This is a genomic window from Pseudoalteromonas sp. J010, assembly GCF_003934235.1.
Classification (GTDB): Bacteria; Pseudomonadota; Gammaproteobacteria; order Enterobacterales; family Alteromonadaceae; genus Pseudoalteromonas; species Pseudoalteromonas peptidolytica.
Genome location: NZ_RDBW01000019.1, coordinates 166,785 through 189,679, shown reverse-complemented (window position 1 = coordinate 189,679; position 22,895 = coordinate 166,785). Strand labels below are relative to the sequence as shown.

General features: G+C 42.4%; 20 protein-coding genes. 10 read left to right on the top strand and 10 right to left on the bottom strand.

What is annotated here, in order from left to right; genetic code table 11:
• The first annotated feature begins 9 nt into the window (after window positions 1-9).
• Window positions 10-567 (top strand): GNAT family protein, encoded by a 558-nt coding sequence (locus EAG18_RS12195; RefSeq protein ID WP_125252654.1) that lies wholly within the window; start codon window positions 10-12, stop codon window positions 565-567.
• 331 nt (window positions 568-898) lie between these two features.
• Here the strand turns inward: EAG18_RS12195 and EAG18_RS12190 are convergent, their stop codons facing one another.
• The 5 genes from EAG18_RS12190 to EAG18_RS12170 form a co-directional block, all read right to left on the bottom strand.
• Window positions 899-1,966 (bottom strand): ChuX/HutX family heme-like substrate-binding protein, encoded by a 1,068-nt coding sequence (locus tag EAG18_RS12190; RefSeq protein WP_125252653.1) that lies wholly within the window; start codon window positions 1,964-1,966, stop codon window positions 899-901.
• A 9-nt stretch (window positions 1,967-1,975) separates the two neighbouring features.
• Window positions 1,976-4,084 carry a TonB-dependent receptor gene (locus tag EAG18_RS12185; protein ID WP_125252652.1) on the bottom strand — a complete coding sequence of 703 codons (2,109 nt, stop codon included), beginning with the start codon at window positions 4,082-4,084 and terminating at the stop codon, window positions 1,976-1,978.
• Between the two features lie 150 nt (window positions 4,085-4,234).
• The gene (locus EAG18_RS12180) at window positions 4,235-4,642 is read right to left on the bottom strand and encodes a biopolymer transporter ExbD (RefSeq protein ID WP_125252651.1); all 408 of its coding nucleotides are present in this window, start codon (window positions 4,640-4,642) and stop codon (window positions 4,235-4,237) included.
• The gene (locus tag EAG18_RS12175; RefSeq protein WP_125252650.1) at window positions 4,635-5,138 is read right to left on the bottom strand and encodes a MotA/TolQ/ExbB proton channel family protein; all 504 of its coding nucleotides are present in this window, start codon (window positions 5,136-5,138) and stop codon (window positions 4,635-4,637) included. The genes EAG18_RS12180 and EAG18_RS12175 overlap by 8 nt, the downstream gene beginning before the upstream one ends.
• Window positions 5,139-5,153: 15 nt before the next feature.
• Complete coding sequence (locus EAG18_RS12170) at window positions 5,154-5,894, bottom strand: energy transducer TonB (RefSeq protein ID WP_125252649.1); 741 nt, start codon at window positions 5,892-5,894, stop codon at window positions 5,154-5,156.
• A gap of 62 nt (window positions 5,895-5,956) precedes the next feature.
• On the opposite strand from EAG18_RS12170, the gene EAG18_RS12165 reads away from it, so the two are divergent.
• The 3 genes from EAG18_RS12165 to EAG18_RS12155 are packed head-to-tail and all read left to right on the top strand — an operon-like array spanning window position 5,957 to window position 8,737.
• Window positions 5,957-6,874 carry an ABC transporter substrate-binding protein gene (locus EAG18_RS12165; RefSeq protein ID WP_125252648.1) on the top strand — a complete coding sequence of 306 codons (918 nt, stop codon included), beginning with the start codon at window positions 5,957-5,959 and terminating at the stop codon, window positions 6,872-6,874.
• Window positions 6,874-7,929, top strand: coding sequence for an iron ABC transporter permease (locus EAG18_RS12160; RefSeq protein WP_125252647.1), 1,056 nt, complete (start codon window positions 6,874-6,876; stop codon window positions 7,927-7,929). Before EAG18_RS12165 ends, EAG18_RS12160 begins: the two co-directional genes overlap by 1 nt.
• Before the next feature lies 1 nt (window position 7,930).
• The gene (locus EAG18_RS12155) at window positions 7,931-8,737 is read left to right on the top strand and encodes a heme ABC transporter ATP-binding protein (RefSeq protein WP_125252646.1); all 807 of its coding nucleotides are present in this window, start codon (window positions 7,931-7,933) and stop codon (window positions 8,735-8,737) included.
• 44 nt (window positions 8,738-8,781) lie between these two features.
• Here EAG18_RS12155 and EAG18_RS12150 read toward each other — a convergent pair whose 3' ends face one another.
• Both EAG18_RS12150 and EAG18_RS12145 read right to left on the bottom strand, forming a co-directional pair.
• Window positions 8,782-9,180: an NUDIX hydrolase gene (locus EAG18_RS12150; protein ID WP_125252645.1), complete on the bottom strand. Its 399-nt coding sequence runs from the start codon at window positions 9,178-9,180 to the stop codon at window positions 8,782-8,784.
• A gap of 262 nt (window positions 9,181-9,442) precedes the next feature.
• A complete protein-coding gene (locus EAG18_RS12145) occupies window positions 9,443-11,131 on the bottom strand; it encodes an amidohydrolase (RefSeq protein WP_125252644.1) in 1,689 nt (562 codons plus the stop codon).
• Between the two features lie 445 nt (window positions 11,132-11,576).
• Between EAG18_RS12145 and EAG18_RS12140 the strand changes: the two genes are divergently transcribed.
• On the top strand, window positions 11,577-12,674 hold the full coding sequence (locus tag EAG18_RS12140) for a linear amide C-N hydrolase (protein ID WP_275557286.1): 1,098 nt from the start codon (window positions 11,577-11,579) through the stop codon (window positions 12,672-12,674).
• Window positions 12,675-12,906: 232 nt separating this feature from the next.
• On the opposite strand, the gene EAG18_RS12135 is transcribed toward EAG18_RS12140, so the two are convergent.
• Window positions 12,907-13,719 (bottom strand): sulfite exporter TauE/SafE family protein, encoded by an 813-nt coding sequence (locus EAG18_RS12135; RefSeq protein WP_125252643.1) that lies wholly within the window; start codon window positions 13,717-13,719, stop codon window positions 12,907-12,909.
• A 435-nt stretch (window positions 13,720-14,154) separates the two neighbouring features.
• Between EAG18_RS12135 and EAG18_RS12130 the strand changes: the two genes are divergently transcribed.
• Both EAG18_RS12130 and EAG18_RS12125 read left to right on the top strand, forming a co-directional pair.
• Complete coding sequence (locus EAG18_RS12130) at window positions 14,155-15,132, top strand: DUF1852 domain-containing protein (RefSeq protein ID WP_125252642.1); 978 nt, start codon at window positions 14,155-14,157, stop codon at window positions 15,130-15,132.
• A gap of 127 nt (window positions 15,133-15,259) precedes the next feature.
• Window positions 15,260-16,300: a methionine synthase gene (locus tag EAG18_RS12125; protein ID WP_125252641.1), complete on the top strand. Its 1,041-nt coding sequence runs from the start codon at window positions 15,260-15,262 to the stop codon at window positions 16,298-16,300.
• A 204-nt stretch (window positions 16,301-16,504) separates the two neighbouring features.
• Here the strand turns inward: EAG18_RS12125 and EAG18_RS12120 are convergent, their stop codons facing one another.
• Window positions 16,505-16,852 (bottom strand): helix-turn-helix transcriptional regulator, encoded by a 348-nt coding sequence (locus tag EAG18_RS12120; RefSeq protein ID WP_125252640.1) that lies wholly within the window; start codon window positions 16,850-16,852, stop codon window positions 16,505-16,507.
• Between the two features lie 428 nt (window positions 16,853-17,280).
• Here EAG18_RS12120 and EAG18_RS12115 point away from each other — a divergent pair, with 428 nt between their 5' ends.
• The 3 genes from EAG18_RS12115 to EAG18_RS12105 all read left to right on the top strand — a co-directional run bounded on the left by EAG18_RS12115 (window position 17,281) and on the right by EAG18_RS12105 (window position 22,314).
• Window positions 17,281-19,314 carry a S9 family peptidase gene (locus tag EAG18_RS12115; RefSeq protein WP_125252639.1) on the top strand — a complete coding sequence of 678 codons (2,034 nt, stop codon included), beginning with the start codon at window positions 17,281-17,283 and terminating at the stop codon, window positions 19,312-19,314.
• Between the two features lie 699 nt (window positions 19,315-20,013).
• Window positions 20,014-20,745, top strand: a complete 732-nt coding sequence (locus tag EAG18_RS12110) for a transporter substrate-binding domain-containing protein (RefSeq protein ID WP_125252638.1) — start codon at window positions 20,014-20,016, stop codon at window positions 20,743-20,745.
• A 360-nt stretch (window positions 20,746-21,105) separates the two neighbouring features.
• Entirely contained in the window at window positions 21,106-22,314 is a 1,209-nt protein-coding gene (locus EAG18_RS12105; protein ID WP_125252637.1) for a porin, read from the top strand.
• A gap of 90 nt (window positions 22,315-22,404) precedes the next feature.
• Here EAG18_RS12105 and EAG18_RS12100 read toward each other — a convergent pair whose 3' ends face one another.
• Entirely contained in the window at window positions 22,405-22,884 is a 480-nt protein-coding gene (locus EAG18_RS12100) for a hypothetical protein (RefSeq protein WP_125252636.1), read from the bottom strand.
• Window positions 22,885-22,895: the final 11 nt, after the last annotated feature.

The window sequence follows — 22,895 nt, the reverse complement described above, 5'->3', positions numbered from 1 at the left end:
AAAGGCAAAGTGAATTTTCCAAAAATAAAAACATCACGACTAATTTTAAACCAACTTGAAAATGAAGATAAAAACGCTTTATTTAAGATTTTTTCTGATGAAAAGGTAGTTAAGTTTTATGATATTGATGTCTTTGAGTCTGAGCAACAGTCTTTAGAGCTTATTAATTTTTTCAATAAACGGTTTGCAGGTAAAACAGGAATAAGATGGGCAATTCGAGATAAGGACACAGGGGAGTTAGTTGGGACTTGCGGTTTTAATTCTTGGAATACCAATATGAAAAATGCGACAATTGGATATGAGTTATCTTCTTGTTATTGGGGTAGTGGTTTAGCATCAGAAGCTTTAAGTGCCATTATCCAATTTGCTTTTTACAACGACACCCTCTTTGGTCAGGTATACAGGATCCAAGGTGATACTATGCTTGGAAATACTGCATCTGAATCCGTATTAAGAAAACTGGGCTTTAAGCAAGAAGGCATTCGAAGATCCAGCGGTTTTTGGAAAGGCAAGTTTCATGATTTAAAATGTTTCGGTTTAATAAAGCCTGAATTTGAAGAGGTATAATAAGATCTAACTTAATTGCTTGAAACCAATAGTGATGAACCTCAAGCATGGCTATTAATAAATAAACTTTTATATATAAGGACATTCATTCACTTTATGTACCAAAAATAAAAAGAGTTAATGACGTAAATATTCCTTTCACTTTTTAATAGTAAAAGGTTTTAGATAGTTAATAAAAGCTACTTTTTTTGAGTGTAACACAGCCAATATTCCCAACTAAAACTACCAACCCGCAACGTGGATAGCTAAAGCGTCCATTTTCTACCTTTGAGTAAAAGGGCTCGTTTATAGAGCCCTCTTCAATATCACTAGCCTCATACTAGCTCAAGTATTATGCAGCGACTTGGCCTTTATGGATCAACCTTTCACACAGTGCTTGCCATTCGTTGGTTTGTTTTTTGCCTTCAATTCTGCGACCAAACAATGTTAATACCGTCTCACGATTGGCATCGAAAAACTCTATTGAAGTCACCACAGTGTCCCCATTATCCGTTGGTTTTCTAACCACAAATGCACGTGTTAGCTCATCAGCTTTTATGTGCAGGTTAAAATCAGGGTCTAGCACATTATACCAAGAGCCAACTTGTTTGAGGTTGTCGACTTTGCCAGAAAAAATCTGCACCGCACCTTGATTACCTACGAATACCATGATCTCTTGCTTGAATGTTTTTGCCTGTTGAAAAATATCTTCAAGTGCAAAATTCTGAAGCTCAAAACTCCATGGTGAGCCTACCAATTCCAGTGCTTGTAAGCGCTCAAGTTGATGCGACGCTAGCAATTTTGGAAAGTGGTGTACATCTTCAAGTTCACCCCATTGCGCTCTAAAGTTGTCTAGCTGCGATGTGCTCGGTGATGTTAATTCAACCTCTGCTGACTCAAAAGGTACAACGGTCAATGGGCGCGATGATGTCGATTGATAGCGTGCTTTTATATTTACTAGCTCATTAAAATCTGAATCGGCAGTCGTATATACTTTGTGTACTGCACACCCATGTTTATCAAAAAATTGGAAGCTTGTGTGGCGCTCAGTTTCAACTAAAAAGGCACTTTGCCAGCGATATAAAAATAGCCTTAAGTCAATGCCTCCGGGATTAATAGCAATGCCACTTAATTTCCCGTTATTCTCTGAGACATATAGCTTTTCATACACTCCTTTGATCTCATTGACTACCGAGCCATTGCGAGTCAATGCCATGACCTTGCCTAATTTTTTTAAGCTTTTGAGAATCTCAGGCAACTGCGCCTCATCTAAGCGCGTTATTGACGCTGTTACCGGTTCATCAAGCTGAGCATATAACAGTTCGGCCTCACTCACCCCCAATTGCATTGCAGCATCAACTGGTCGAAGCCTTGGCTCACCCACAAGTAACGTTTTATAGTCTTGAATAAGTTGGTTCATGATCTCTCCTTAAAAGCGCCAGCTGATCTGGGTTTTAATGTTACGGCCAAAGCCATAGTCACCAATGCCACCACCTGTACCAGCCATAAGTTTGTATTCTTTGTTAAAGACATTATCAATGGCTACTCTTAGGTTAAAAGCACTATTAATGTCCCAACTTGCATACAAGTCAGTCAGGGTGTAACTCTTTTGCGTTTGTGTAGCATATTGCCTAGTTGCTCTATCCATCACTTGTACATCGCGCGAGCCACGTCGCACTATTTGCGCGCCAACCTGTAGTGAGTTATCAAACAATGATGTACCTAAATCCAGAGCGATTTTATCAGCTGGTAAATACCAAAGTGGTTCGTTATTTTGATCTTCGCCATCAATATCACTGTAGGTAAAGTTGCTGTAAAAACGTGGTGTTGCAAAATTCACTTCTAACTCAACACCATCTCTGTCGTTGCTTGCCCTATTAGCATAACGCGGTGCAGGGACAGGGTTTATAACGTTACTGGTGACTGATGTGATCTCATCATCCACCGAAATATCAAAGTAAATAAAACGTGCGGTTAATGTGTCGTTGTCTGTAAGTATGTTATTTGCCTGATAAGTCACACCCACTTCAGTGTTGTTACTATATTCTACGTCCAACTCTAAGCCTGGCTGCCTGCCTCCGTATTGGTCATACAACTCGTCAATTAGAGGAGCTCGAAAACCTTCTTGGCGGTTTGCAAATACAGCCCATTGTGGCGTCAATTGATAGTTTACGCTAAGCGCTCCTGCCCAGTCGCTGTGTGTCAATTTAGTATCCAGTGTTGAAAAAGCTTGTTGAAATTTAGCAGTTGGCGAGGTGCTGTAACGCTCATAACGAAGCCCTGCAATCACGGTAAGTTGCTGCCAAGTAAATTCATCCTGAATATACACACCTGAGCGTTTTTGTGTGCCTCCAGGTTGTGATGTCATCTCAGCAATAGTTGGAGTAGTGCCGTATTGCTCACAAGCATACGTCTCATAATTAATTTTTAGACAGGGTAATGCAGTCTTTTCTCCAATTCTTTCTTTATCGGTATACTGCACCCCGTAAGTTACAGTATGTGACCCTAAGACACTGGTATTCATTACATCTAAGGTGGTGATATTGTATTCGTAGTTTGACTCAATACCGATATAGTCTTTTAACATCCCTACCCCATCAGATTCGGTAACCTCACTGCTGGTGAAACCAACTTTGGCACTCAAATCAATTAAGGTATTGTTAGCGGGGTTATATTCATAGCTGAGGTTAGCAACTGACTGTTCAACTTCACGATATACTGTGCCCCATGCGCCGGGATCTGTGGTATTGAACTCAGTTCTTTGGTCGTCTTTAGTTTGTGTATAACTTGCGCCAATAATCGCATCATCGCTAAGAAAGTATTCCCCTTTGAGCAATACAGAACTATTTTCAATCGCAGAGTTTTCTAGCGTTTCATCATTGGAAAGTTCCCAATCATCACTCTCTCGCTTGACTATTGCGCCAAGAATATCCAATGAGTCATTGGGTCTTGCGAAAGCTACAACTGAACCATTTTTTTGTTCATTATTGCTGTCATAGCCCAGTTTTACTTTGGCTCCCGCAGATTCACCATCTTGCAAAAAGTCAGCTGCATCTTTTAACTCAAATTGCACAACACCACCAAGCGCTCCGCCACCATGCAGTACTGTGCTAGTACCGCGCTTAATGCTAATGGAGCGATAGAGATCAGGATCTGTAAATAAGCTTCCCATGCGATACTTTTCAAAAGTCTGCAACATACCATCGATGGTAACCATTACATCCTCTGCGTCACTAAAACCACGGATATTAAATTTATGACCCGTCGATCTTGGCCCACCATTCGCTGAAACGTTTGCAATGGTGTCTAGGGTATCAAACACATTACTGTCCAGCTTACGCTCAATCTGCTCTGAAGAAATAACATTCACTGCCTGCGCAGACTGTAAAGCTGTTTTTTGTGTACGAGTGGCAGTTACCGTAACTGCATCAAGATCGGTTTTTATTACTTCGGATGATTGAGTAGCAGATGAAGCTGCTTGCACCCAGGTGGCAGAAGTTGCAAGCGCGATGAAAAGAGTTAATTTAGATAAACGCATAAGAATACTCCAAGTGTCGTTATTGGTATTCATACTTCAGCTCTGCCCCTGTTTGTCCCTAATGCCCATAGAATAAATACAGGCTTTCCTCAGTGAAGTATGATTTTCGCGGCGCAATATAACACACCTAAACCTAAATGGTAATTATTTTTATTCGCTTTTAACAATTAGATTTGCAACTTGGATATTTAATTCGCTTAGTTTTGCAAATAACGACACCAGGGCTTCACTCGGTACATGTTTATCTACAGCAATAAAAATAGCTTCGGAACTATCTAGATGCGCGAGCGCTTGCACTAAAGTATGCTCAGCGCTAAAGGGTTGTTCATCAATGGCGTAACTCACTTCATCATTGCTAAGCAATAGGCTCACAACCTTGGGGGTTTGCTTCAATTCAACTTCAGCTTGTTCGCCTGCACTGGGTAAGTTCACCTCAAGTACATTTAATTTCACCGCCACACTGAGTAGTAAGAACACAAGTACGATAAATAACACATCTAGCAACGCAGTCAGATCGGCGCCAAGATGCTGGGCTTTCGGAGCTGGTAATTCAAGCATGTGCTTCACCCGTCGATAAAAGTTGGGCGTTCATACACAGTGTTAATTCACTTTGAAATCGATCCACCACAGCTTGCAATACCCCATAAACGAGTAGACATGGCATTGCGATAGCCAATCCAGCCATTGTCGAGTACATGGCTTCCCACAGCCCGTCTGCCAACAGTGCAGGTGTTACCGCTTGCTGGGTTTTAGCTATTGTTTTAAACATCAATACTAACCCCCATACAGTACCAAACAGTCCCATCAGCGGGCTCAAAGTGCCAATAATACTTAACATAGCTAAGCGCTTTCGCCATTCAAAAACATACTCTTGCAAGCATAATGCGGCACGTTTTTGATCCCTGAAAGTCTGTTTATTTTGCTTAATATTACGTACCTTTATCCATGCTTGGCTGAGCACCCAGCAGCGCTCAATGATGATGGCAAACGCAATAATTGATAAACAAAGAAACGGCCATTGCATCGGCCCAAGTTGAGAAAACCACGACTGCATTGTTTTATACTCACTTTAAGATAGAGAAAATTTAATGGGTACGGTAAATAAGGCCTTTACCGCACTACCGTTATGAATAACTGGATGAAACTGCCACTGCTCAACATTTTGCCGAGCAGCGGTGTCTAGGCTTTGGTATCCACTGCTTTTGATTAACGTTAAATTGGTGATCCTTCCTTCTTGATTCAGTTCAATCTCAAAAATACTAACACCTTCAAGACCGCGACGCTTTGCCCTAAGCGGATAACTCAAAGTGGGCCTTGGTGCTTTAAATAGCGGCAACTTACTGAGTCGTACTGGGGTATTGTCATTGTTACTGACTTCGCTCGGTCGCTGGGCTGTCGCAAGTTGTTGGGTCGTTTTCTTGGGCGCGTCCATAGGAGCTGCCACAGGTTTTACGGGTTCAATCTGTTCTGTTTTATTAGCAACTTGTATTTCTTCTGGTGCTGTAGTTTTGACTGGTTTTTCCTGCACTTGCGGTACCGCCGCCGTTTCTGGTTTTATTTCAGCCTTACTGTCTTGGCTTTTTTTTAGTGCATGAGTAACGCCCTTAAACTGAGATGATACTGGCTGAGACACAGCCTTAGATGCTGTTACTGGTGTTGGAGAAGAAAACGAAAGCACCAAAGGTGTAGTTACTTTACTTACCTCATGGGCGCTGACACCTGCGCTCCACTGCGGCTCCACACTAGCTGGCGATATCCACCACAAACCATGTAGAAATATGGACACTGCAATACAGAGAATAAATTTCATATTGATAAAAGCAAATGATAACTGTTACTATTCGCAATAAATATAACAAGTTTGGATTTGTAATGAAAGCTAAAATTACAGCACTATTGACCTTTGGATTACTTACCTGTGCCACATTGCTGCAGCCAGTCTTTGCTGATGAAAGTGACCAAAAGATTGTCGTTTCTGGCGGCTCTATCACTGAGATTATCTATGCGCTTGGCGAGCAAAAGCGCATTGTAGGTGTAGATAGCACAAGTGTATTCCCAGCTGTTGCCACCCAAAAACCACAAATAGGTTATGTAAGAAAAATTAATGTCGAGGGAATTTTGTCACTTAATCCAGATCTCCTCCTTGGCGAAGCCGATACAGGCCCAGACAAAGTGTTACAACAACTCCAAGATACTGGATTACAGACACACATTTTTAGTGAGAATGACAATCTCTCAGGTGTGGAGGCAAAAATAGCCAAAGTTGCACAACTGCTAGCTGTTGAACAAAAAGGCCAAGCGCTTATTGACTATATTCAAGCTGATAGAAAAGCACTGATACACGTGCTTGAGCAAGTCGACCACAAACCAAAAGTGTTATTTGTATTAAGTCTTCGCAGCGGTCAGCCAATTGTTGCTGGAGCGGGAAACTCAGCACATGAGGTGATCACCGCAGCAGGAGGGATCAATGTTGCAGCCACACATTTTGAGGGTTGGAAGCCGTTAGCAACTGAGTCAGCTATCGCGATGAACCCTGATGTGATTATTAGTATGGGGCGTCATGGCGATCAAAAAGCGACGGATTTAAGCCAAGTGCCTCACTTTAAGTTCTCAAATGCAGTAAAAAACAACCGAGTTTTATTAATCGACGGAACATACTTACTTGGTATGGGTCCACGTACACCTCAAGCTGTGGTCGAGCTGGCAACATTACTCCACCCTAACACCACTTTGCCAAATGATTACCGATTCCGAGCTGCTCAGTCAGCACCAGTAAATGAGTCACTATAATGCTAGCACTAGAGCAATCTTTGATCCCCGCAGATGTCGCTAGAAAATGGATGATTGCAGGACTTGCTGTTGGCTGTGTTTTGGTTAGTGTAATTGGCTTGACAGTAGGTGGGGTAGACATCAGCTATGAGCGCCTAATCGCTATTCTTTTTTCGAGTCATGAAGATACCCTAGAACAAGCGGTGATCTGGCAGATCCGTATGCCAAGGCTCGTACTTGCTGTTATTGTTGGAGCAGGGCTTGGTGCTTGTGGCGCAGCAATGCAGGCTATTTTCAGAAACCCTCTTGCCGATCCGGGCTTAATCGGCATTTCAAGTGGTGCCGCACTTGGTGCAATTAGTACTATCGTGCTTGGAAGCTCATTACTTAGTGACTTTACCGCTTACTACGGAATTTATGCCGTGCCAATTGGTGCCTTTTTAGGCTGCCTTTGTGTGTGTAGCATCATCTACCGGTTATCTAGTCAAGGCAATCGCTTTACGATTGTTAGCCTCTTGTTAGCGGGAATAGCCGTTAATGCGATTGTCGGCGCTGTAATAGGTATTTTAACCTTAATTAGCTCAGATCAGCAGTTACGTGATCTCACCTTTTGGAGCATGGGGTCGCTTGCTGGAAACAGCTTTCAGATGATCATTCCTTCGCTGTGTTTGATGCTGGCATGTTGTTTTGGCTTCAGCCGTTTAGCGCAGCCTCTCAACTTGTACTTATTAGGTGAGCAACAAGCCAAGCATTTGGGAGTAGATGTCGTTAGTCTAAAAAAGAAAGTGTTCGCCTTTACCGCTTTGTGTACAGGTGCCGCAGTGGCGCTAACTGGTATAATTGGCTTTGTCGGCTTTATCGTGCCACATATAGTACGCTTGTTAATCGGCCCTGATCATCGATATTTATTGCCCGCTTCAATGCTTGGTGGTGCCATCTTATTATGTTTAGCCGATTTGCTTGCGCGTACTCTCATTCTTCCCTCTGAATTACCAATAGGCCTTATTACCAGTGCACTGGGTGGCCCATTTTTTCTCATTATGCTGGTTAAAACATATCGTTTGAAGGAGCTGTAAAATGTTAATTGCCAACAAAGTTAGTGTACAAGTAGGGAAAAAATCACTGCTCAGTGGTATCGACTTTGCTATTCGCCCCGGTGAAGTTGCAGTTGTCCTCGGCCCAAATGGCGCAGGAAAGTCAACCCTGCTAAAAGCGCTATGTGGCGATATAACCTTGAGCGAAGGCACTATCACCTACCACCAGCAAAGGTTGCACGACATAGACAGCTTGTCACTTTCACATCTGCGAGCAGTGCTTACACAGCAGTATGATTGTGAGTTTCCATTTAGTGTACAAGAAATTGTAGATATGGCTCACTATGTCCATCAAGAGAGTCATACTGTGGATTCATTGCGCCGCTACTCTAAAAAAGCGATGCAAATTTTATCTGTTGAACACTTATCACAGCGCAGCTTTACTCGACTTTCAGGGGGAGAAAAGCAGCGGGTACAATTTGCCCGGGTACTTTGCCAGCTACTGCCAAATTTAGACGCAAAAAAACCATGCTATTTGATGATTGATGAACCGACAGCCAGTCTGGATTTATACCACCAATATCAAGTCATGAAGCTAGCACAAAGCATTGCAAAACAAGGCGCGGGTGTAATAGCTGTAGTACATGATCTGGCACTTGCAGCCAGTTTTGCCGATACCGTATATCTGCTAGAAAAAGGAAAACTTGTTGCATCGGGAGCACCTGCACACGTGTTGAATAAAGGGCAGCTTCGCAAAACCTATGGGATCGAAGCACAATTAACTCAATCCGAGACATTTTTGCCGACGCTAGGTGTTTCTAGGGAGTTTGACCTCAGCACCGCACTGTAATGAGCATTTGAGCAGGCTGGTCAACACCGGCCTGCTCATCATGTTTATAGCTTGTGCTGGGCTAAAAAATGAGTCAAAGGTAAAAACAAAGGCTGCGGCAACGCATCCAATGCAAACCACCGCCAATGCTTACATTTATCTGGCTCTTTTACCTGTGCATGGTGATCATCACACGTCGCTTTCACAAACAAAGTCACGTAATGCTTTTGCTCTTGCGCAAAAAAGTCATTGGTAAAGCCGAGGTTTTCTACGGTGACTACGTTCAACCCTGTTTCTTCAAGCACTTCTCTTTTGGCACATGTTTCAATGGTTTCCCCATACTCCAAATGCCCACCAGGGGTCGCCCACGTATTGGCACCATGTGCGCCTATGCGCTCACCAAGTAAAATTTTGTCTTTATACATGATGATTACACCAACTCCAACGCGTACTGCTTGCTCCATTTCTTTTCCTTATGCCAATTCGCTTAATACTTGCTCAATGTTAAGGCCAGTTAACCTAAACTGTGACATTCTATACTATTACCACACAGTCCATACGTTATTTTTGAAACGCAAACATGACGATAACAACACTACATTGGCACTGTGCTAATTCATATCTACGTTCTTAATTCTCCCTAACGCTTGAGAAAACGAGTATTTTATCTCAAAAATCAGGCTTAGCTTGGTAAAAATGGCATTACATGCAGCAGCATAAATCTTGCTAGTTGCGGCGCTTACCATTGACCCAAGTTTGCTCGACTTTCGTTGCTTTGATTTCTTCAGCAGTCAACTCGAACAAGTTATTTTGCAATATAATAAAGTCAGCTTGCTTTCCGGCTTCTAAGCTACCCACTATATCATCTTGGCGCATCGCGTATGCCGCGTTAATCGTATATGCCGCAATAGCTTGTGCTAAAGAAATGGCCTCAGGTTGACGACTTATCGCATTCGCAATCCCAACAAAGGGGTTCAATGTACTGACATTCCAGTCGCTGCTGAGTGTCAGCATTGCGCCATGGTCGAGTAAGCCCTTGATAGGGACTAGGCTGCCAGCGCGCTTTCGCCCCAGTAGAGACTGCATTTCCTGCCAGTGCGAGGGCTGTGCAAATTCACCTGCTACTTGCGCGTCAGCTATCACACCTAACTCAGCAAACTTTTTGTAGTCACTGGGGTCAATAACCTCAACATGAGTAAGACGATGCCGAGCTTTACCGTTAGATGCTGTACTAATTGCGTTTAGTGCCTCATGTACTCCTCTATCACCAATGGCATGAATATTAAAATCGAAGCCGCTCGGCTCTAACGCCTTTAAATACTTTTCTAATCGCGCTTGTGTAAAATAATTCAAGCCACGATTTTCACTCCGCGCTAACAAATCAATATGATATGGCGCTTTCATAGCCGCGGTGGTATTGATCAAAATACCATCCATATAAAATTTAATCTGATCTATTTTCAGCATGCTGTCTGGTGTGACGTTATACATTGACTTAAGTGCTCGTATTTGACGCTCATCATTCGCCTGTGGATAAGCCCAAAGCCCTAGACTGACTCGTACCTGTAACGCGCCATCAGCTTGTAACTGCTGCCACGTATCAAGCTGACCACGTTGCCAATACACACGAGCATCGCTGATAGAGGTAATACCGTGTTTTAGTAATGTAGGTTGCGTATATTCGACAAAACCATCATAGTTTTTGAGCTTTTCATCCCCCTGTGCTTGCATCGCAAGATCCATCACGATATTGCCTGCGTTGTCATACAAGATACCATCGGTGTCTCCTAGCTCATCGCGTCCAATTACCCCGCCAACTGGGTCGCGACTTTGCGCATGGATATTGGCAAGCTCAAGTGCCTTGGTGTTTACCCACATAGAGTGAGAGGTCTGCTCCATGATAACCACAGGTCGATTTGCAATTACTTCATCTATCAACATTTTTGGCGGGATAGCCAACTCCAGTAACGTATCAATATTATGGCCATACCCTATCAGCCATTTAGCATTAGGGTGCTCAGTAGCGGCTCGCACAAGCGCATCCTGATAACCTGCAACTGTGTCATATTGCGACACCGTAAAATGTGTCGCGTCCGAGGCTGATTCTAGAGGGTGAATATGAACATCATGCAGACCTGGCAAGATCATTTTTCCTTTTAGGTCGTGTACACGGGTGTTGTCTCCGATATAAGGCTGTATGCCATCCATACTGCCTACGTACATGATTTTCCCATTTTTTATAGCCATCGCTTGTGCCCACGGATGAGATTTAGTGACGGTATAAATAGCGGCATTACTAAACACCTGCTCAGCATGTTGAGTGGCTATTGACTGAAGCTCTTCGGTCATCAAAGGGGGCTCAGCACATCCAGAAAGAGTACAACTTAAGGCAGCAGCCGTTAATGTAATTATCATGACAAGATCTCGAATACGGTGTTTTGTACCAATTATCTTAATTAAGTGGTCTATTTTGAGGCGAGAAAATCTTGTCGATAACTCCGCTACCGCGTCCTGTTATCACTAAGGTACCCAGATCCATGTAGGCAAGGCAAAAATTTGCTATTTAGTTGTTCTAAATAAGAAATTTTTAGCGCCGTTAGCGTCAGATTTACGCCTTCAAATTGAGCCGTTATTAAGTCTAATTGTTATTAATATAGTGGCAACTTATATGATGCGGTAGAAGCCACAAAAAGGTGCCGTGTTTTTTGTATTTTAGTCGTTAACGTAGCCTGTGCACACCACGTTGAGCAATAGCCAAAAGCAAACTGCCTGATTAATCAAACGACTTTTTTCACTCCCAAAGGTAGCCGTAATGCGTTGTAACACTGTGTAATATGCGAAACCCTCAGGTGGTACTAATATGAGGACGGAAATTGTTTATCATTATTGTGAGGTCATTATGTGTACTCGAGTATTTAATAACTGGGATGGTGCCAACTTAGCTACTGCTCGAAACATGGATTGGATGTTTACATTGCCGACCAGTCTATTTGTATTTGAAAAAGGGCTCAAAAAGTCAGGCCTAGAGCCAATATCAGCACTTAGTGCAAAAATAGAAGCTCATCATAATCCACTAACTTGGACATCTTCTTATGATAGTGTTGTTGCCATGGTTGGAGATGATTGCAGTGGATGGGCAGCGTCAGATGGTATGAACTCGGTGGGGTTAGTCGCAAATGTGTTGTATGACTCTGGAGCCTCATACGGTAAGCTTGATTGCAAAAAGAAACAACTAAGCGTGTTACGTTGGCTCCAATACGTATTGGACAAGTTTGTGCTGGTTAAAGAAGTTGTGGATACGTTTAACAAGCAAGATATTCAAATTGTAGGAGCGGAGGTGCCTAATAGCGAAGGAAAAACAGCCGCATTACATTTGATAATTTCAGATATCAGCGGTGACTCAGCAATTATTGAAGTCAATGACGGCCTATTTAACATTTATCATAGCGCTGCATATCGCGTTGCCACTAATGAACCTAGTTACACAGCCCAGCTAAAAATTAATGATTATTGGCTATGGCAATGGAGTGAAAAGAACAACTACCCAAGTCATACCATCCCCGGCGGCCCTTATTCAACCGACCGGTTCGAGCGCGCCACTTTTTATCTCAACCATTTAGATACACCAAAAGATGAGCATGATGCCGTCGCGCAAGCAAGAACGGTTGCCGCGAATGCTTCAGTCCCCTATGGCTATAACTTTATAAGTAGTGCTAGCCCAAATATATCCAACACATTATGGACAAGCATTGCTGCGCATAGAAGCCAGGTATATTACTTTTGTAATGCTCGAACACCACATATTGCTTGGGTTAACTTAGCGAACTTTAAGTTTGAAACACCCGTGAGCGCCTTTACGTTAATACATCAAGCTCCTTCGGGTAATTTTGTTAATAGTAGCCGCAATGGCAAACTCAATAAGCATTTTGAAGCAGCAGTTGATCCATTTAAAAAATAGAACACGTCAGTAAAATGTAGTGATCTATTTTGAAGTGGGGCCCCCTTCGGTAAAAAGTGCTTGATTGGCACTTATACTGTGTCGCCCCACAGGATGTGGGGTTTGGTGATTTTATAGGTGCACAACGCCTTTATCGCCTGACTCATATAGAGCATCTATGCTACGCAGGCTCCACCTTGTATAAATACCAATTAAATTGCTGCAAAAAACAAACTTAAAAGATCAACGGGCTCTAATAATTGAGTGCCATATTAAAAGCCATGACCAATAGCAAAACTGCAAACACTTTTTTAATGGTCGTAACAGGAAGGTGATGAGTCGCTTTTGCGCCAAGCGGTGCAGTAAACCAAGAGGTGCATACAATGCCTGCCAATGCGGGTAAATACACAAACCCAGCAAAGCCATCCGCTAAAGTGAAGTTGGCACTTCCCGCACTAATGTAGCCAATAGATCCAAAAAGCGCGATAACAATGCCACACGCCGAGGCGCAGCCAATGGCTTTTTTCATATCAAGAGAAAAATATGTGAGTAATGGTACCAACAGTGCTCCCCCACCAATTCCTATCATGGCCGATAAGCCACCTGTGATACTTGTAAGTAAGGTGAGGATTGCTTTGTTTGGAAGCTGTCTATCAGGCACTTTTGTGCTTTTACTACTTTGCAGCATCTTGAACGCAATAAGTGCCACGCTCAGCGCAAATACAGCCCGTACTGCGCTTTCTGGTAGTAATGCGGCCAAAAACCCGCTGATCAGTGCACCTAATGCAACACCAGCCATTATCCAAGGCGCAACTCCCCATGGCACATTACCATTTTTATGATGCGCAATTGCAGATGAGGTCGATGTAAAAAGAATAGAAGCCAGCGAAGTAGCAACGGCAGCTACAACCACTTGCTCTGCGGGTAGCACTTCAAAATACAATAAAATACCACTTAATATTGGGACGATGACTAATCCGCCACCAATCCCCAACAATCCAGCTAAAAATCCCACTCCACTTCCTAACAGAGCGCAAAATACAAACAATAACAGTAACTCACTCATTCCATTTATCTCTTTTAGTTAAACCGTAACACTCAGGTTTGTTCCCTAAGTGCGGCGAGTATATCAATATGATGCACTGTTATTGGTGATTTTACTGAAGATAAGTATTGAAGATTACTCATGTTTTACATGAGTTAATTGCAACTCAGACACTTAGACACCTAAACACCTAGACTTCCCATTAGGTTTTATGTGAAATCGCTCAAATTTATGAGTAACGCTTGGGAAAAATTGCATCAATTGGGCATGCTTATGAATCAGACTCATGTTTTATGTGAAATAAAACCGTTTTTCTTCATGCTCTGATCCACGTATAAATTTTACATCACTCAACGCTCGGCACCGTCTCAGTACCTCGTGCAACGCTCTGTATCTTAATCAGGTGCTGTCAAGGTTATTCGTCGAGCAAGCCGGTATAAACAATGGATAGCGATTATGAATAACGAGTTTACTTTTACCATCAAAAAAATCTGCCTAGATGAGAACTATCACCCGTCTAACAGCACACGACTCACGACTAATTTTGCCAACTTAGCAAGAGGTGAGAGCCGTAAGCAAAATTTACGTAACGCGTTAAAAATGATTGATAGCCGCTTTAACGCACTTGCACAGTGGGATAATCCAACTGGCGACCGTTACTCTGTGGAGCTAGAGATTGTGTCTGTGGATATTGACGTTGCGGGCAGTGGTGAAACCTTCCCGTCGATTGAGGTGCTTAAGACTTATATTATTGACCACAAAACGAACCAACGAGTTGAAGGCATTGTTGGCAATAACTTTTCTTCTTATGTGCGTGATTATGACTTCAGTGTGTTACTACTTGACCACAACAAAGGTCGCCCTCAGTTCAGCATACCTGATAATTTCGGCGATCTTCATGGCAAGCTCTTTAAATACTTTGTCGACTCTGACAGCTACAAAACACATTTTAATAAGCCACCTGTAATTTGCTTGAGTGTGTCTGATAACAAAACATACCACCGTACAGAAAATCAGCATCCAGTGCTCGGGTATGAATATCACCCAAATGAATCTTCCTTAACAGAGCAATACTTTAAAAAGATGGGTCTACAAGTACGCTACTTCATGCCACCAAATAGTGTTGCCCCATTTGCTTTTTACTTCTTTGGCGATTTACTAAATGATTACACAAACCTTGAGCTGATCAGTACCATCAGTACCATGGAAACGTTCCAGAAAATCTATCGACCTGAGATTTATAACGCCAACGCGGTGGCTGGGAAGCACTATAAACCAAACCTAAAAAATCAAGATCACTCTATTACCCAAGTTGTCTATGACCGTGAAGAGCGCAGCCGACTGGCAATTGAGCAGGGTCGCTTTGCGCAGGAATATTTTATCAAACCTTACCAAAGCTTACTGGAGCAGTGGTCAGCAAATTACGCTGTGTAATACCCGTTGTCTTAATACTGAATAAATTTGACGCTAACTACGTTTGAAAATTCCTATTTATAACAGCGAACTAAGTCACTTAATTAAGATAATTGGTATTCTCATCGAGAAAATGGAAAAATTGACTATGAAAACATTACTACCGACCTCCACAGCGGGGAGCCTACCTAAGCCTGCTTGGCTTGCTCAACCAGAGACACTATGGTCGCCTTGGAAATTAGCCGGTGACGAACTGATTGACGGCAAGCACGATGCGTTACGTATTGCTTTGCAAGAACAGCAGCTTGCAGGTATTGATATTGTGAGTGATGGCGAGCAAACCCGCCAACATTTTGTGACCACCTTTATAGAGCATCTAAGTGGTGTAGATTTTGAGCATCGTCAAACCGTAAAGATTCGTGACCGCTACGATGCTAGTGTCCCAACGGTGGTAGGACCCGTAACCCGTCAAAAGCCAGTTTTTGTCGAAGACGCAAAGCTGTTACGTAGTCAAACCGATAAGCCTATAAAATGGGCATTACCTGGGCCTATGACAATGGTAGATACTTTGTACGATGCGCATTATCAAAGTCGTGAAAAGCTTGCATGGGAATTTGCCAAAATTTTAAACCAAGAAGCCAAAGAGCTTGAAGCCGCAGGGGTTGATATTATTCAATTCGATGAGCCTGCATTCAATGTGTTTTTTGACGAGGTTAACGACTGGGGAATTGCAGCGTTAGAGCGAGCAATAGAGGGATTGCAGTGTGAGACTGCCGTTCATATTTGCTATGGCTATGGGATCAAAGCCAATACGGATTGGAAAAAGACGTTAGGCTCAGAATGGCGCCAGTACGAAGAAGCATTTCCAAAACTACAGAAATCTGATATCGACATCATTTCATTGGAGTGCCATAACTCTCATGTCCCCATCGATTTGTTAGCCTTGATCCGTGGGAAGAAAGTAATGGTTGGTGCCATTGATGTTGCAACCAACACCATTGAAACGCCAGAAGAAGTTGCCGCCACACTGAGAAAAGCACTTGAGTTTGTTGATGCTGACAAACTATACCCTTGTACAAACTGCGGCATGGCACCGCTATCTCGGGAAGTCGCAAGAGGTAAGCTAGCAGCATTGAGCGCTGGGGCTGAACTCGTACGCCAGGAATTGCTAGCGAAAAAGTCAGCTTAAGATGTAACGCTACTCATCGCGCCAACGATAAGATAAATTCAAGCTTATGTGCCGCCGTCAAGGAATGATTGTGGCGCAACTTATAATTACAGAACAACTATCTGTGCTCATTCTCCGTGTGAACCAACATACTTACAATAGCGCTACACCACAATGACGCAAAGATTGTTAGCTCACCCTTACCGCCACTTTGGCTGGTAAACGCTAAGCAGTCAGTAAAAACGCGATCGCAAATGCGAGCACAAATGAAGCCATCATGGCTTTTTTATTCATCACTTTGGTAGTTACCTTATTAGGTTGCTTCTCATTACCAGTTTTTACATGACAGCTTGGACGCTCAACTTGATGGTTGTCAGCAATGGCTATTTCTTTAATTTGGATACCAAAGGTCGCACATAGAGATTTAACCGACTCAGGAGAAGCACTGCCTGTCTTTTCTATGCGCTGGATTGTTCTTAAGCTAATTCCACTCACGGCAGCTAAATGTGCTTGGCTCCAAGCTTTAGACTCTCTCAGTTGTTTTACTTTTGCATTATCTAATTTCATATCCATAATTACTTTCTCCGGTACAAAGCGATATTAACTATTATCGGGAGAAATCCTTGTGTTAGTGATGTCATTTATGCGACAGCTTTACGTCATCATTATGCCAATAGCAGACTAACACAGAGATCATAGTAAAACGAACGGTTGGACAGTCATGTTTAGAACAATAAATTTGTTTATTTCTTCTTCAGTCTGTTTACCTCGTAAGTTCGTTTTTACAGCAGCTTAATTGTTATACAGAGCCTAGTCTCTCACAGCCACATGAATTGATAGCGCAGCAGCTCGCTTAAATTACTCCTCAAGATTTAGTCACTACCATTGCTATAACCGTTAACACGTCGAGTTTTTATTTCATTCTATCGAGTATTGAGTGACATAAGGTTTTAGCTGCATAACTATATATTCTTTATAAAAACTAAATTACAGGTGGCGATATGCCTTTTGGATTAAAACAGACGCTTATTTGCACTTTACTGGCTAGCGCTGCATTACCAACAGTCGCGCAGACTGAAGTAGGATTACAGGCTAAAGACATTTTTGAACTGGAATATGCCAGCGACCCACAAATATCACCTGACGGAACAAAAGTGGTATACGTACGTAACAGCAACGACGTGATGAAAGACGCTAAGCGCCAAAACTTATGGCTAGTGGACACCAAATCAGGCGCTCAGTCACCGCTATTTTCCGATGAACATAATTATAGCCAGCCTAGCTGGTCGCCTGACGGTACTAAATTAGCGTTTGTCAGCAACCTATCTGGCAGCACTCAAATCCATGTCCATTACGTTGCACAAAACCGCACAGCACTGCTAACGCAACTGCAATCGGGAATAAGTGGGTTAACTTGGTCACCTGACGGAAAGTGGCTAGCTTTTAGCCAAAAAGTTGCAGAAAAACCTGCTGTCATTGCTAAAATGCCAGAAAAGCCAAAAGGTGCAAAGTGGTCAGATCCAGCTATTGTCATTGATAAAGCTTATTATCAAGCTGACGGTAAAGGTTTAATAAAACCTGGGTATCGCCATATTTTTGTACTTCCAAGCGAAGGCGGTACACCGCGTCAACTAACCTCAGGAAGCTATCATCACGGTGGAAAGCTGGCTTGGCGAGCAGACTCTAAAGCAATTGTGTTTTCGGCAAAACGCATCGCTGACTGGGAATATAAGCGTCTAGAAGGTGACTTATTCGAAGTTGATTTTAAGCGAAATATCACGCAGCTTACCTCGGCTCCTGGTCGTGAATATGCCCCTAGCTTTTCCAAAAATGGTAAACAGCTGGCTTATCTCAGTACATCAAACGAGTTAAACCCTTACCGTAATAGTAAGCTTAACATCATGAATTGGCAGGATAAAACTTCCAATATGATTGCGAAGGACTTTGACCGCTCAATACAAGCTCCAACATGGATCAGCAGAGACAGGCTTGTTTTTAGTTATGATGACCATGGCAAGCGAAAGCTCGCGAGCATCAACACAAAAGGTAAAATTAGCGACATCACAGATACAGTGTCTGGTACAACGCTGGGTCGCCCGTATTTGAGTGGTGAGTTTAGTGCGAATTTCAATGGTAATATTGCATTTACGCAAGGTTCCAGTGAGCGCCCTGCGGATGTTGCCGTCACCACAAGAAAGGGTAAAGTAACACGGTTAACAAATTTAAATGAGGATCTGCTGGCACACACAACCCTTGGTAAAGTGCATGAAATCACTTATAAATCATCATTCGATGGAGAACAAATTCAAGGCTGGTATATCACGCCTCCCAACTTTGACCCGCAAAAACAATATCCTTTGCTGCTAGAGATCCACGGTGGTCCGCATTTAGCTTATGGCCCTCATTTTTCCGCAGAATTACAGCGTTACGCTGCGCAAGGGTATGTCGTATTTTACGACAACCACAGAGGCAGTAGCTCTTACGGCGAGCGTTTTGCTATGCTGCTAAAATACAAATACAGCTCAAAAGAAGATTTTGCCGATCATAACTCTGGCGTTGATGCCATGATTGCAAAAGGATTTATTGACAAAGACAACCTGTTTATTGCTGGTGGCTCTGCTGGCGGTATCGCAACAGCGTACGCGATAGGTCTGACGAATCGCTTTAACGCAGCAGTTGTGGTCAAACCTGTGATCAACTGGCTCAGTAAAGTGCTTAGTGCTGACAGTGGCCTGGGCCAGATCCCCACGCAATTTCCGGGTATGCCTTGGGAGCATGTAGACCATTATTGGCAACGCTCACCTCTTTCGCTCGTTGGCAATGTAACCACCCCTACTATGCTAATGACAGGTGAAGAAGATTTACGTACACCAATGGCTGAAACTGAGCAATTCTATCAAGCACTTAAACTCCGTAAAGTCGACTCTGTCATGGTGAAAATTCCTGGGGCACCGCACGGGATAGCCGGTCGTCCTTCTCGGATGATCAGTAAGATTGAACACACTTTGGCTTGGTTTGAAAAATACAAAAAGTAAGTGACCTGAGGTTTACACAAGTATTGAAGCAAACAGGCATTACCACCAATCGCTGGCCAGTTCAGCTTTTGGTGGTTATTTCAATTTACTTAATTAGCTGTTCCACGATGAGGCAAGAATGCCAGTCGACATAAGCAAAGCAAAGCAAAAGTGTTGCTATTTAGTTGTAGTAAATAAGAAACCTTTAACGTTACAAACGCCTCAATACTCCCTCAAATAGTTCAACTATTTAAGACAAAGTAGGATTAAACCCTAAACTGAATTTTACCAATAGCTTCAACTGGGCATAAGAGCCCCTATGGTATATATTTGATTTAGTGTTTACACCTCGATCGTAGTCGTTGAAAAGACAAAGCCTAGCAATAAGAAATAATTGCTTCACAAATAATGTTTTAAGTAGGAAGTCGATAAGCCTTTTATAACATAACTGAAAGATGGCGGCTTGGTTTTAGCGTCACAATATCGCTGGCAACTTAGCCTCATGGGTACGAATATTTTTTGTGCTGACACGCAAGTCTCAAGTGAAATATTCAAACGCGCTAATTTATGCTCTCCAAGGCTTAAAACATTAGACAGACTCTCTACGTACTGTTTTTCGGCAATAGGAATTTAAGTGCTGGGGCCTAAATGTTCTCGAGAGAGCACCGTTAAAGACCTCTCCCCCTAACATGTTGGTATAAATTGAATTAAGTTGAGCAAATGAATAAAAGACGAGCACAGTACTACATCTTCACGATATTTTCTCTTTGGTTCGGGTCAACTTTTTCTTGCAATGCAACTGCTGTTAATCGTGTCGACCAAATTCAAGTTGTTACAGAGCCGCTGCCCCCATATCAGATTGTAAAAGAGGGAGAAGTGCAAGGGTTAGTGGCAGAAAAAGTCAGAAAGCTTCTACGCGAGTTGGGAAGCGACTCTCATATACGAGCAATGCCTTGGGCTAGGGCATACAAAACAGCCTTGACCGAGCCTGGAACTCTCATTTTTTCTATGGTGCGTACCCCAGCAAGAGAGGAGTTATTTCATTGGCTTGGTGTACTAGTTAGTACTAAGACTTATCTCATTGCTCTGAAAAAAAGAGACAACATAAAGCTAAATGACCTAGAAGGGCTCATTAATTATAAAACAGGCGTAAAGCGTGATGATGTGGTATTTCACTATTTATCGAAGAAAGACGTTCTCAGTAAAGCGATACTTCTACCAGATACAATCACAACGGTTAAAATGTTACTGAGAGGTCGAGTGGATATCATTGCAGCCTCACCCATTCATTTAGATTATATGTGCTCACAAATAGGGTGCAAAAGCAGTGATTTTCAATTCTTGTTGGAATTAGATGAACTCAGTAGCGACTTCTATCTTGCAGCAAATAAACATATGTCACCAGAGCTTGTAGACTTAATTACAAATAAACTCAAAAAGTTAGCTAATTAGTCTGAGCATGACCTAGGTCATTGGTTCATGGAACTCCCCATCAAAGGTATTCCAATTTCGCAACACATATCTACTTTTGCTGTTTCAGGTGACAGCAAAAATGTGTGAGTAACAACTTTCTTTCATCATTTAGGATCAAACTTAAAGTAAAAGTATAGAATAGTCACATATCCGACCAGCCCAGACATCTTGCATTAACTAATTGATAATTGGGAACAATAAAGCAAAAAGGAATAATTTTTCCTCAAACCAAATTATTTTAATTATATTTTTCTACTTTTCACTATATTTTGCCTTTGATAAGCTACGCGTTTTAGCCTATTTGCACCTATCCAGTTACAAAATTTAACAAGGTAATCTATGAAAAGAACACGTGCGGCGATGCTTATCGCGAGCTTGACTACAATTCCAACCGTATCTGCTATCGAGCTATATAAAGATGAGCAAAACAGCGTCACTGTCGGTGGCTTTATCGATGCTAGGATTATTCATACACAAGGCGAAAGTGAACTGGTAAATGGTGCATCACGCATTAACTTTGATTTCAAACGCCAGTTAAAAAATAACTGGCAAGCTTTTGCGCTTCTGGAATGGGGAGTTAATCCTGTAGGAAGTAGTGATATTGTTTATAACAACCGTTTTGAATCCATACAAGACGAGTTCTTATACAATAGATTAGGCTACGTAGGCGTTAAGCATGAAGATTATGGTCAAATCACCTTGGGTAAACAATGGGGTGCTTGGTACGACGTAGTCTATAGCACAAACTATAGCTTAGTGTGGGATGGCAATGCAGCTGGTGTTTATACATACAATAAAGATGATGGTGCTATAAATGGTACTGGCCGTGGTGATAAAATACTACAATACCGTAACAGCTATGGTAAATTCAGTTTCGCTGTTCAAGCGCAATTAAAGTCTGATGACTTTTATACCTGTGATGTCGTGGATATTTCACTTAACGAATGTGAAGCTTTGTTTAACCAGGGTAATAATGCAGCACAAAAGGTAGAGTTTAACTCGACCTATGGAGCAGCTCTCACTTACTCGGCAACTGAGAATTTAATGCTCACAGCGGGTATTAACCGAGGCGAATTTGATATTGTCTATGCCGGTGGCAGAAACCAATCGGTTGAAGATTTAATTTATGGCGTTGGGATCACCTACGGTAACTTTTCTCAACCCGGCTGGTACGGTGCGGCAAATATCAACAAGAATGAAAATCACGATACCGACAATTTAGGACGTTTAATCAAAGATGCGGTTGGAGTGGAGTCGTTAATTAGTTATCGTTTTGACAATGACATCCGTGCTTTTATTGCATACAACGTGTTTGATGCCGGTGATGACTACGTCATTCAACCTAATTTTAATGCTGATCCAAACGATGTGTTTAAGCGTCAATTTGCGGTACTTGGTATGCACTACCTAATGAGTGAGGACACCATTTTATACATAGAAGCACGTAAAGATTTTAGTGACTTCTCAAGCACAAATGCAGCGCAAGAAGCGCAAATGTCACAAACCGAAGACGATGGTATTGCCATTGGCTTTCATTACAGTTTGTAATTTCACCTGAGATTTTTGTTCATCAAACAAATGTGGGTAGGGGTTTAATTTAAAGCCTCTACCCACTATCTACCGAATTAGATCATGCAACTACGGCTCAAAGCCACAACGGAATACGCGAGTTGTGCGCTGCTCGGTACGACAGTTTGTTTCAACCGTACGTGTATGTTCTGTTGTGTATGAACTTTCTGACAATAAGTGCAACCAACCGGTATAATTTGCCTGCCCCATAGACTGACCACCCCATGAATTGTTATACCAATAGCTCACTGACTCAGTCCTATAGTTAGTAGCAGGACAAGTTGATATTGCATGCTGTGTGTCCCAGACAAATTTTGTTGGTGACAAATAGGTATTAGGTTGCTCCCACAAGTGACCAAGATGCAGAACCCCATTATAGTTACATGTTTTATGTGTCACAGTATAGGTTTCTTGCCTTGTGTCACATACACGAACATTTCTTACTACCTCTTCCCAGTAACCACCTACTGGGCACTCATCGCGGTAAGCTTCAGCAGAACCTGCGATTATAGTCATCGCAGCGGCTGCGATTGTGTATATTGATTTCATATTTTTCCTTA

Coding starts and splice junctions, on each gene's coding strand:
- EAG18_RS12190 (WP_125252653.1), bottom strand. CDS start 1,966: ATGAACCAACTTATTCAAGACTATAAAACGTTACTTGTGGGTGAGCCA.
- EAG18_RS12185 (WP_125252652.1), bottom strand. CDS start 4,084: ATGCGTTTATCTAAATTAACTCTTTTCATCGCGCTTGCAACTTCTGCC.
- EAG18_RS12180 (WP_125252651.1), bottom strand. CDS start 4,642: ATGCTTGAATTACCAGCTCCGAAAGCCCAGCATCTTGGCGCCGATCTG.
- EAG18_RS12175 (WP_125252650.1), bottom strand. CDS start 5,138: ATGCAGTCGTGGTTTTCTCAACTTGGGCCGATGCAATGGCCGTTTCTT.
- EAG18_RS12170 (WP_125252649.1), bottom strand. CDS start 5,894: ATGAAATTTATTCTCTGTATTGCAGTGTCCATATTTCTACATGGTTTG.
- EAG18_RS12165 (WP_125252648.1), top strand. CDS start 5,957: ATGAAAGCTAAAATTACAGCACTATTGACCTTTGGATTACTTACCTGT.
- EAG18_RS12160 (WP_125252647.1), top strand. CDS start 6,874: ATGCTAGCACTAGAGCAATCTTTGATCCCCGCAGATGTCGCTAGAAAA.
- EAG18_RS12155 (WP_125252646.1), top strand. CDS start 7,931: ATGTTAATTGCCAACAAAGTTAGTGTACAAGTAGGGAAAAAATCACTG.
- EAG18_RS12150 (WP_125252645.1), bottom strand. CDS start 9,180: ATGGAGCAAGCAGTACGCGTTGGAGTTGGTGTAATCATCATGTATAAA.
- EAG18_RS12145 (WP_125252644.1), bottom strand. CDS start 11,131: ATGATAATTACATTAACGGCTGCTGCCTTAAGTTGTACTCTTTCTGGA.
- EAG18_RS12140 (WP_275557286.1), top strand. CDS start 11,577: ATGAGGACGGAAATTGTTTATCATTATTGTGAGGTCATTATGTGTACT.
- EAG18_RS12135 (WP_125252643.1), bottom strand. CDS start 13,719: ATGAGTGAGTTACTGTTATTGTTTGTATTTTGCGCTCTGTTAGGAAGT.
- EAG18_RS12130 (WP_125252642.1), top strand. CDS start 14,155: ATGAATAACGAGTTTACTTTTACCATCAAAAAAATCTGCCTAGATGAG.
- EAG18_RS12125 (WP_125252641.1), top strand. CDS start 15,260: ATGAAAACATTACTACCGACCTCCACAGCGGGGAGCCTACCTAAGCCT.
- EAG18_RS12120 (WP_125252640.1), bottom strand. CDS start 16,852: ATGGATATGAAATTAGATAATGCAAAAGTAAAACAACTGAGAGAGTCT.
- EAG18_RS12115 (WP_125252639.1), top strand. CDS start 17,281: ATGCCTTTTGGATTAAAACAGACGCTTATTTGCACTTTACTGGCTAGC.
- EAG18_RS12110 (WP_125252638.1), top strand. CDS start 20,014: ATGAATAAAAGACGAGCACAGTACTACATCTTCACGATATTTTCTCTT.
- EAG18_RS12105 (WP_125252637.1), top strand. CDS start 21,106: ATGAAAAGAACACGTGCGGCGATGCTTATCGCGAGCTTGACTACAATT.
- EAG18_RS12100 (WP_125252636.1), bottom strand. CDS start 22,884: ATGAAATCAATATACACAATCGCAGCCGCTGCGATGACTATAATCGCA.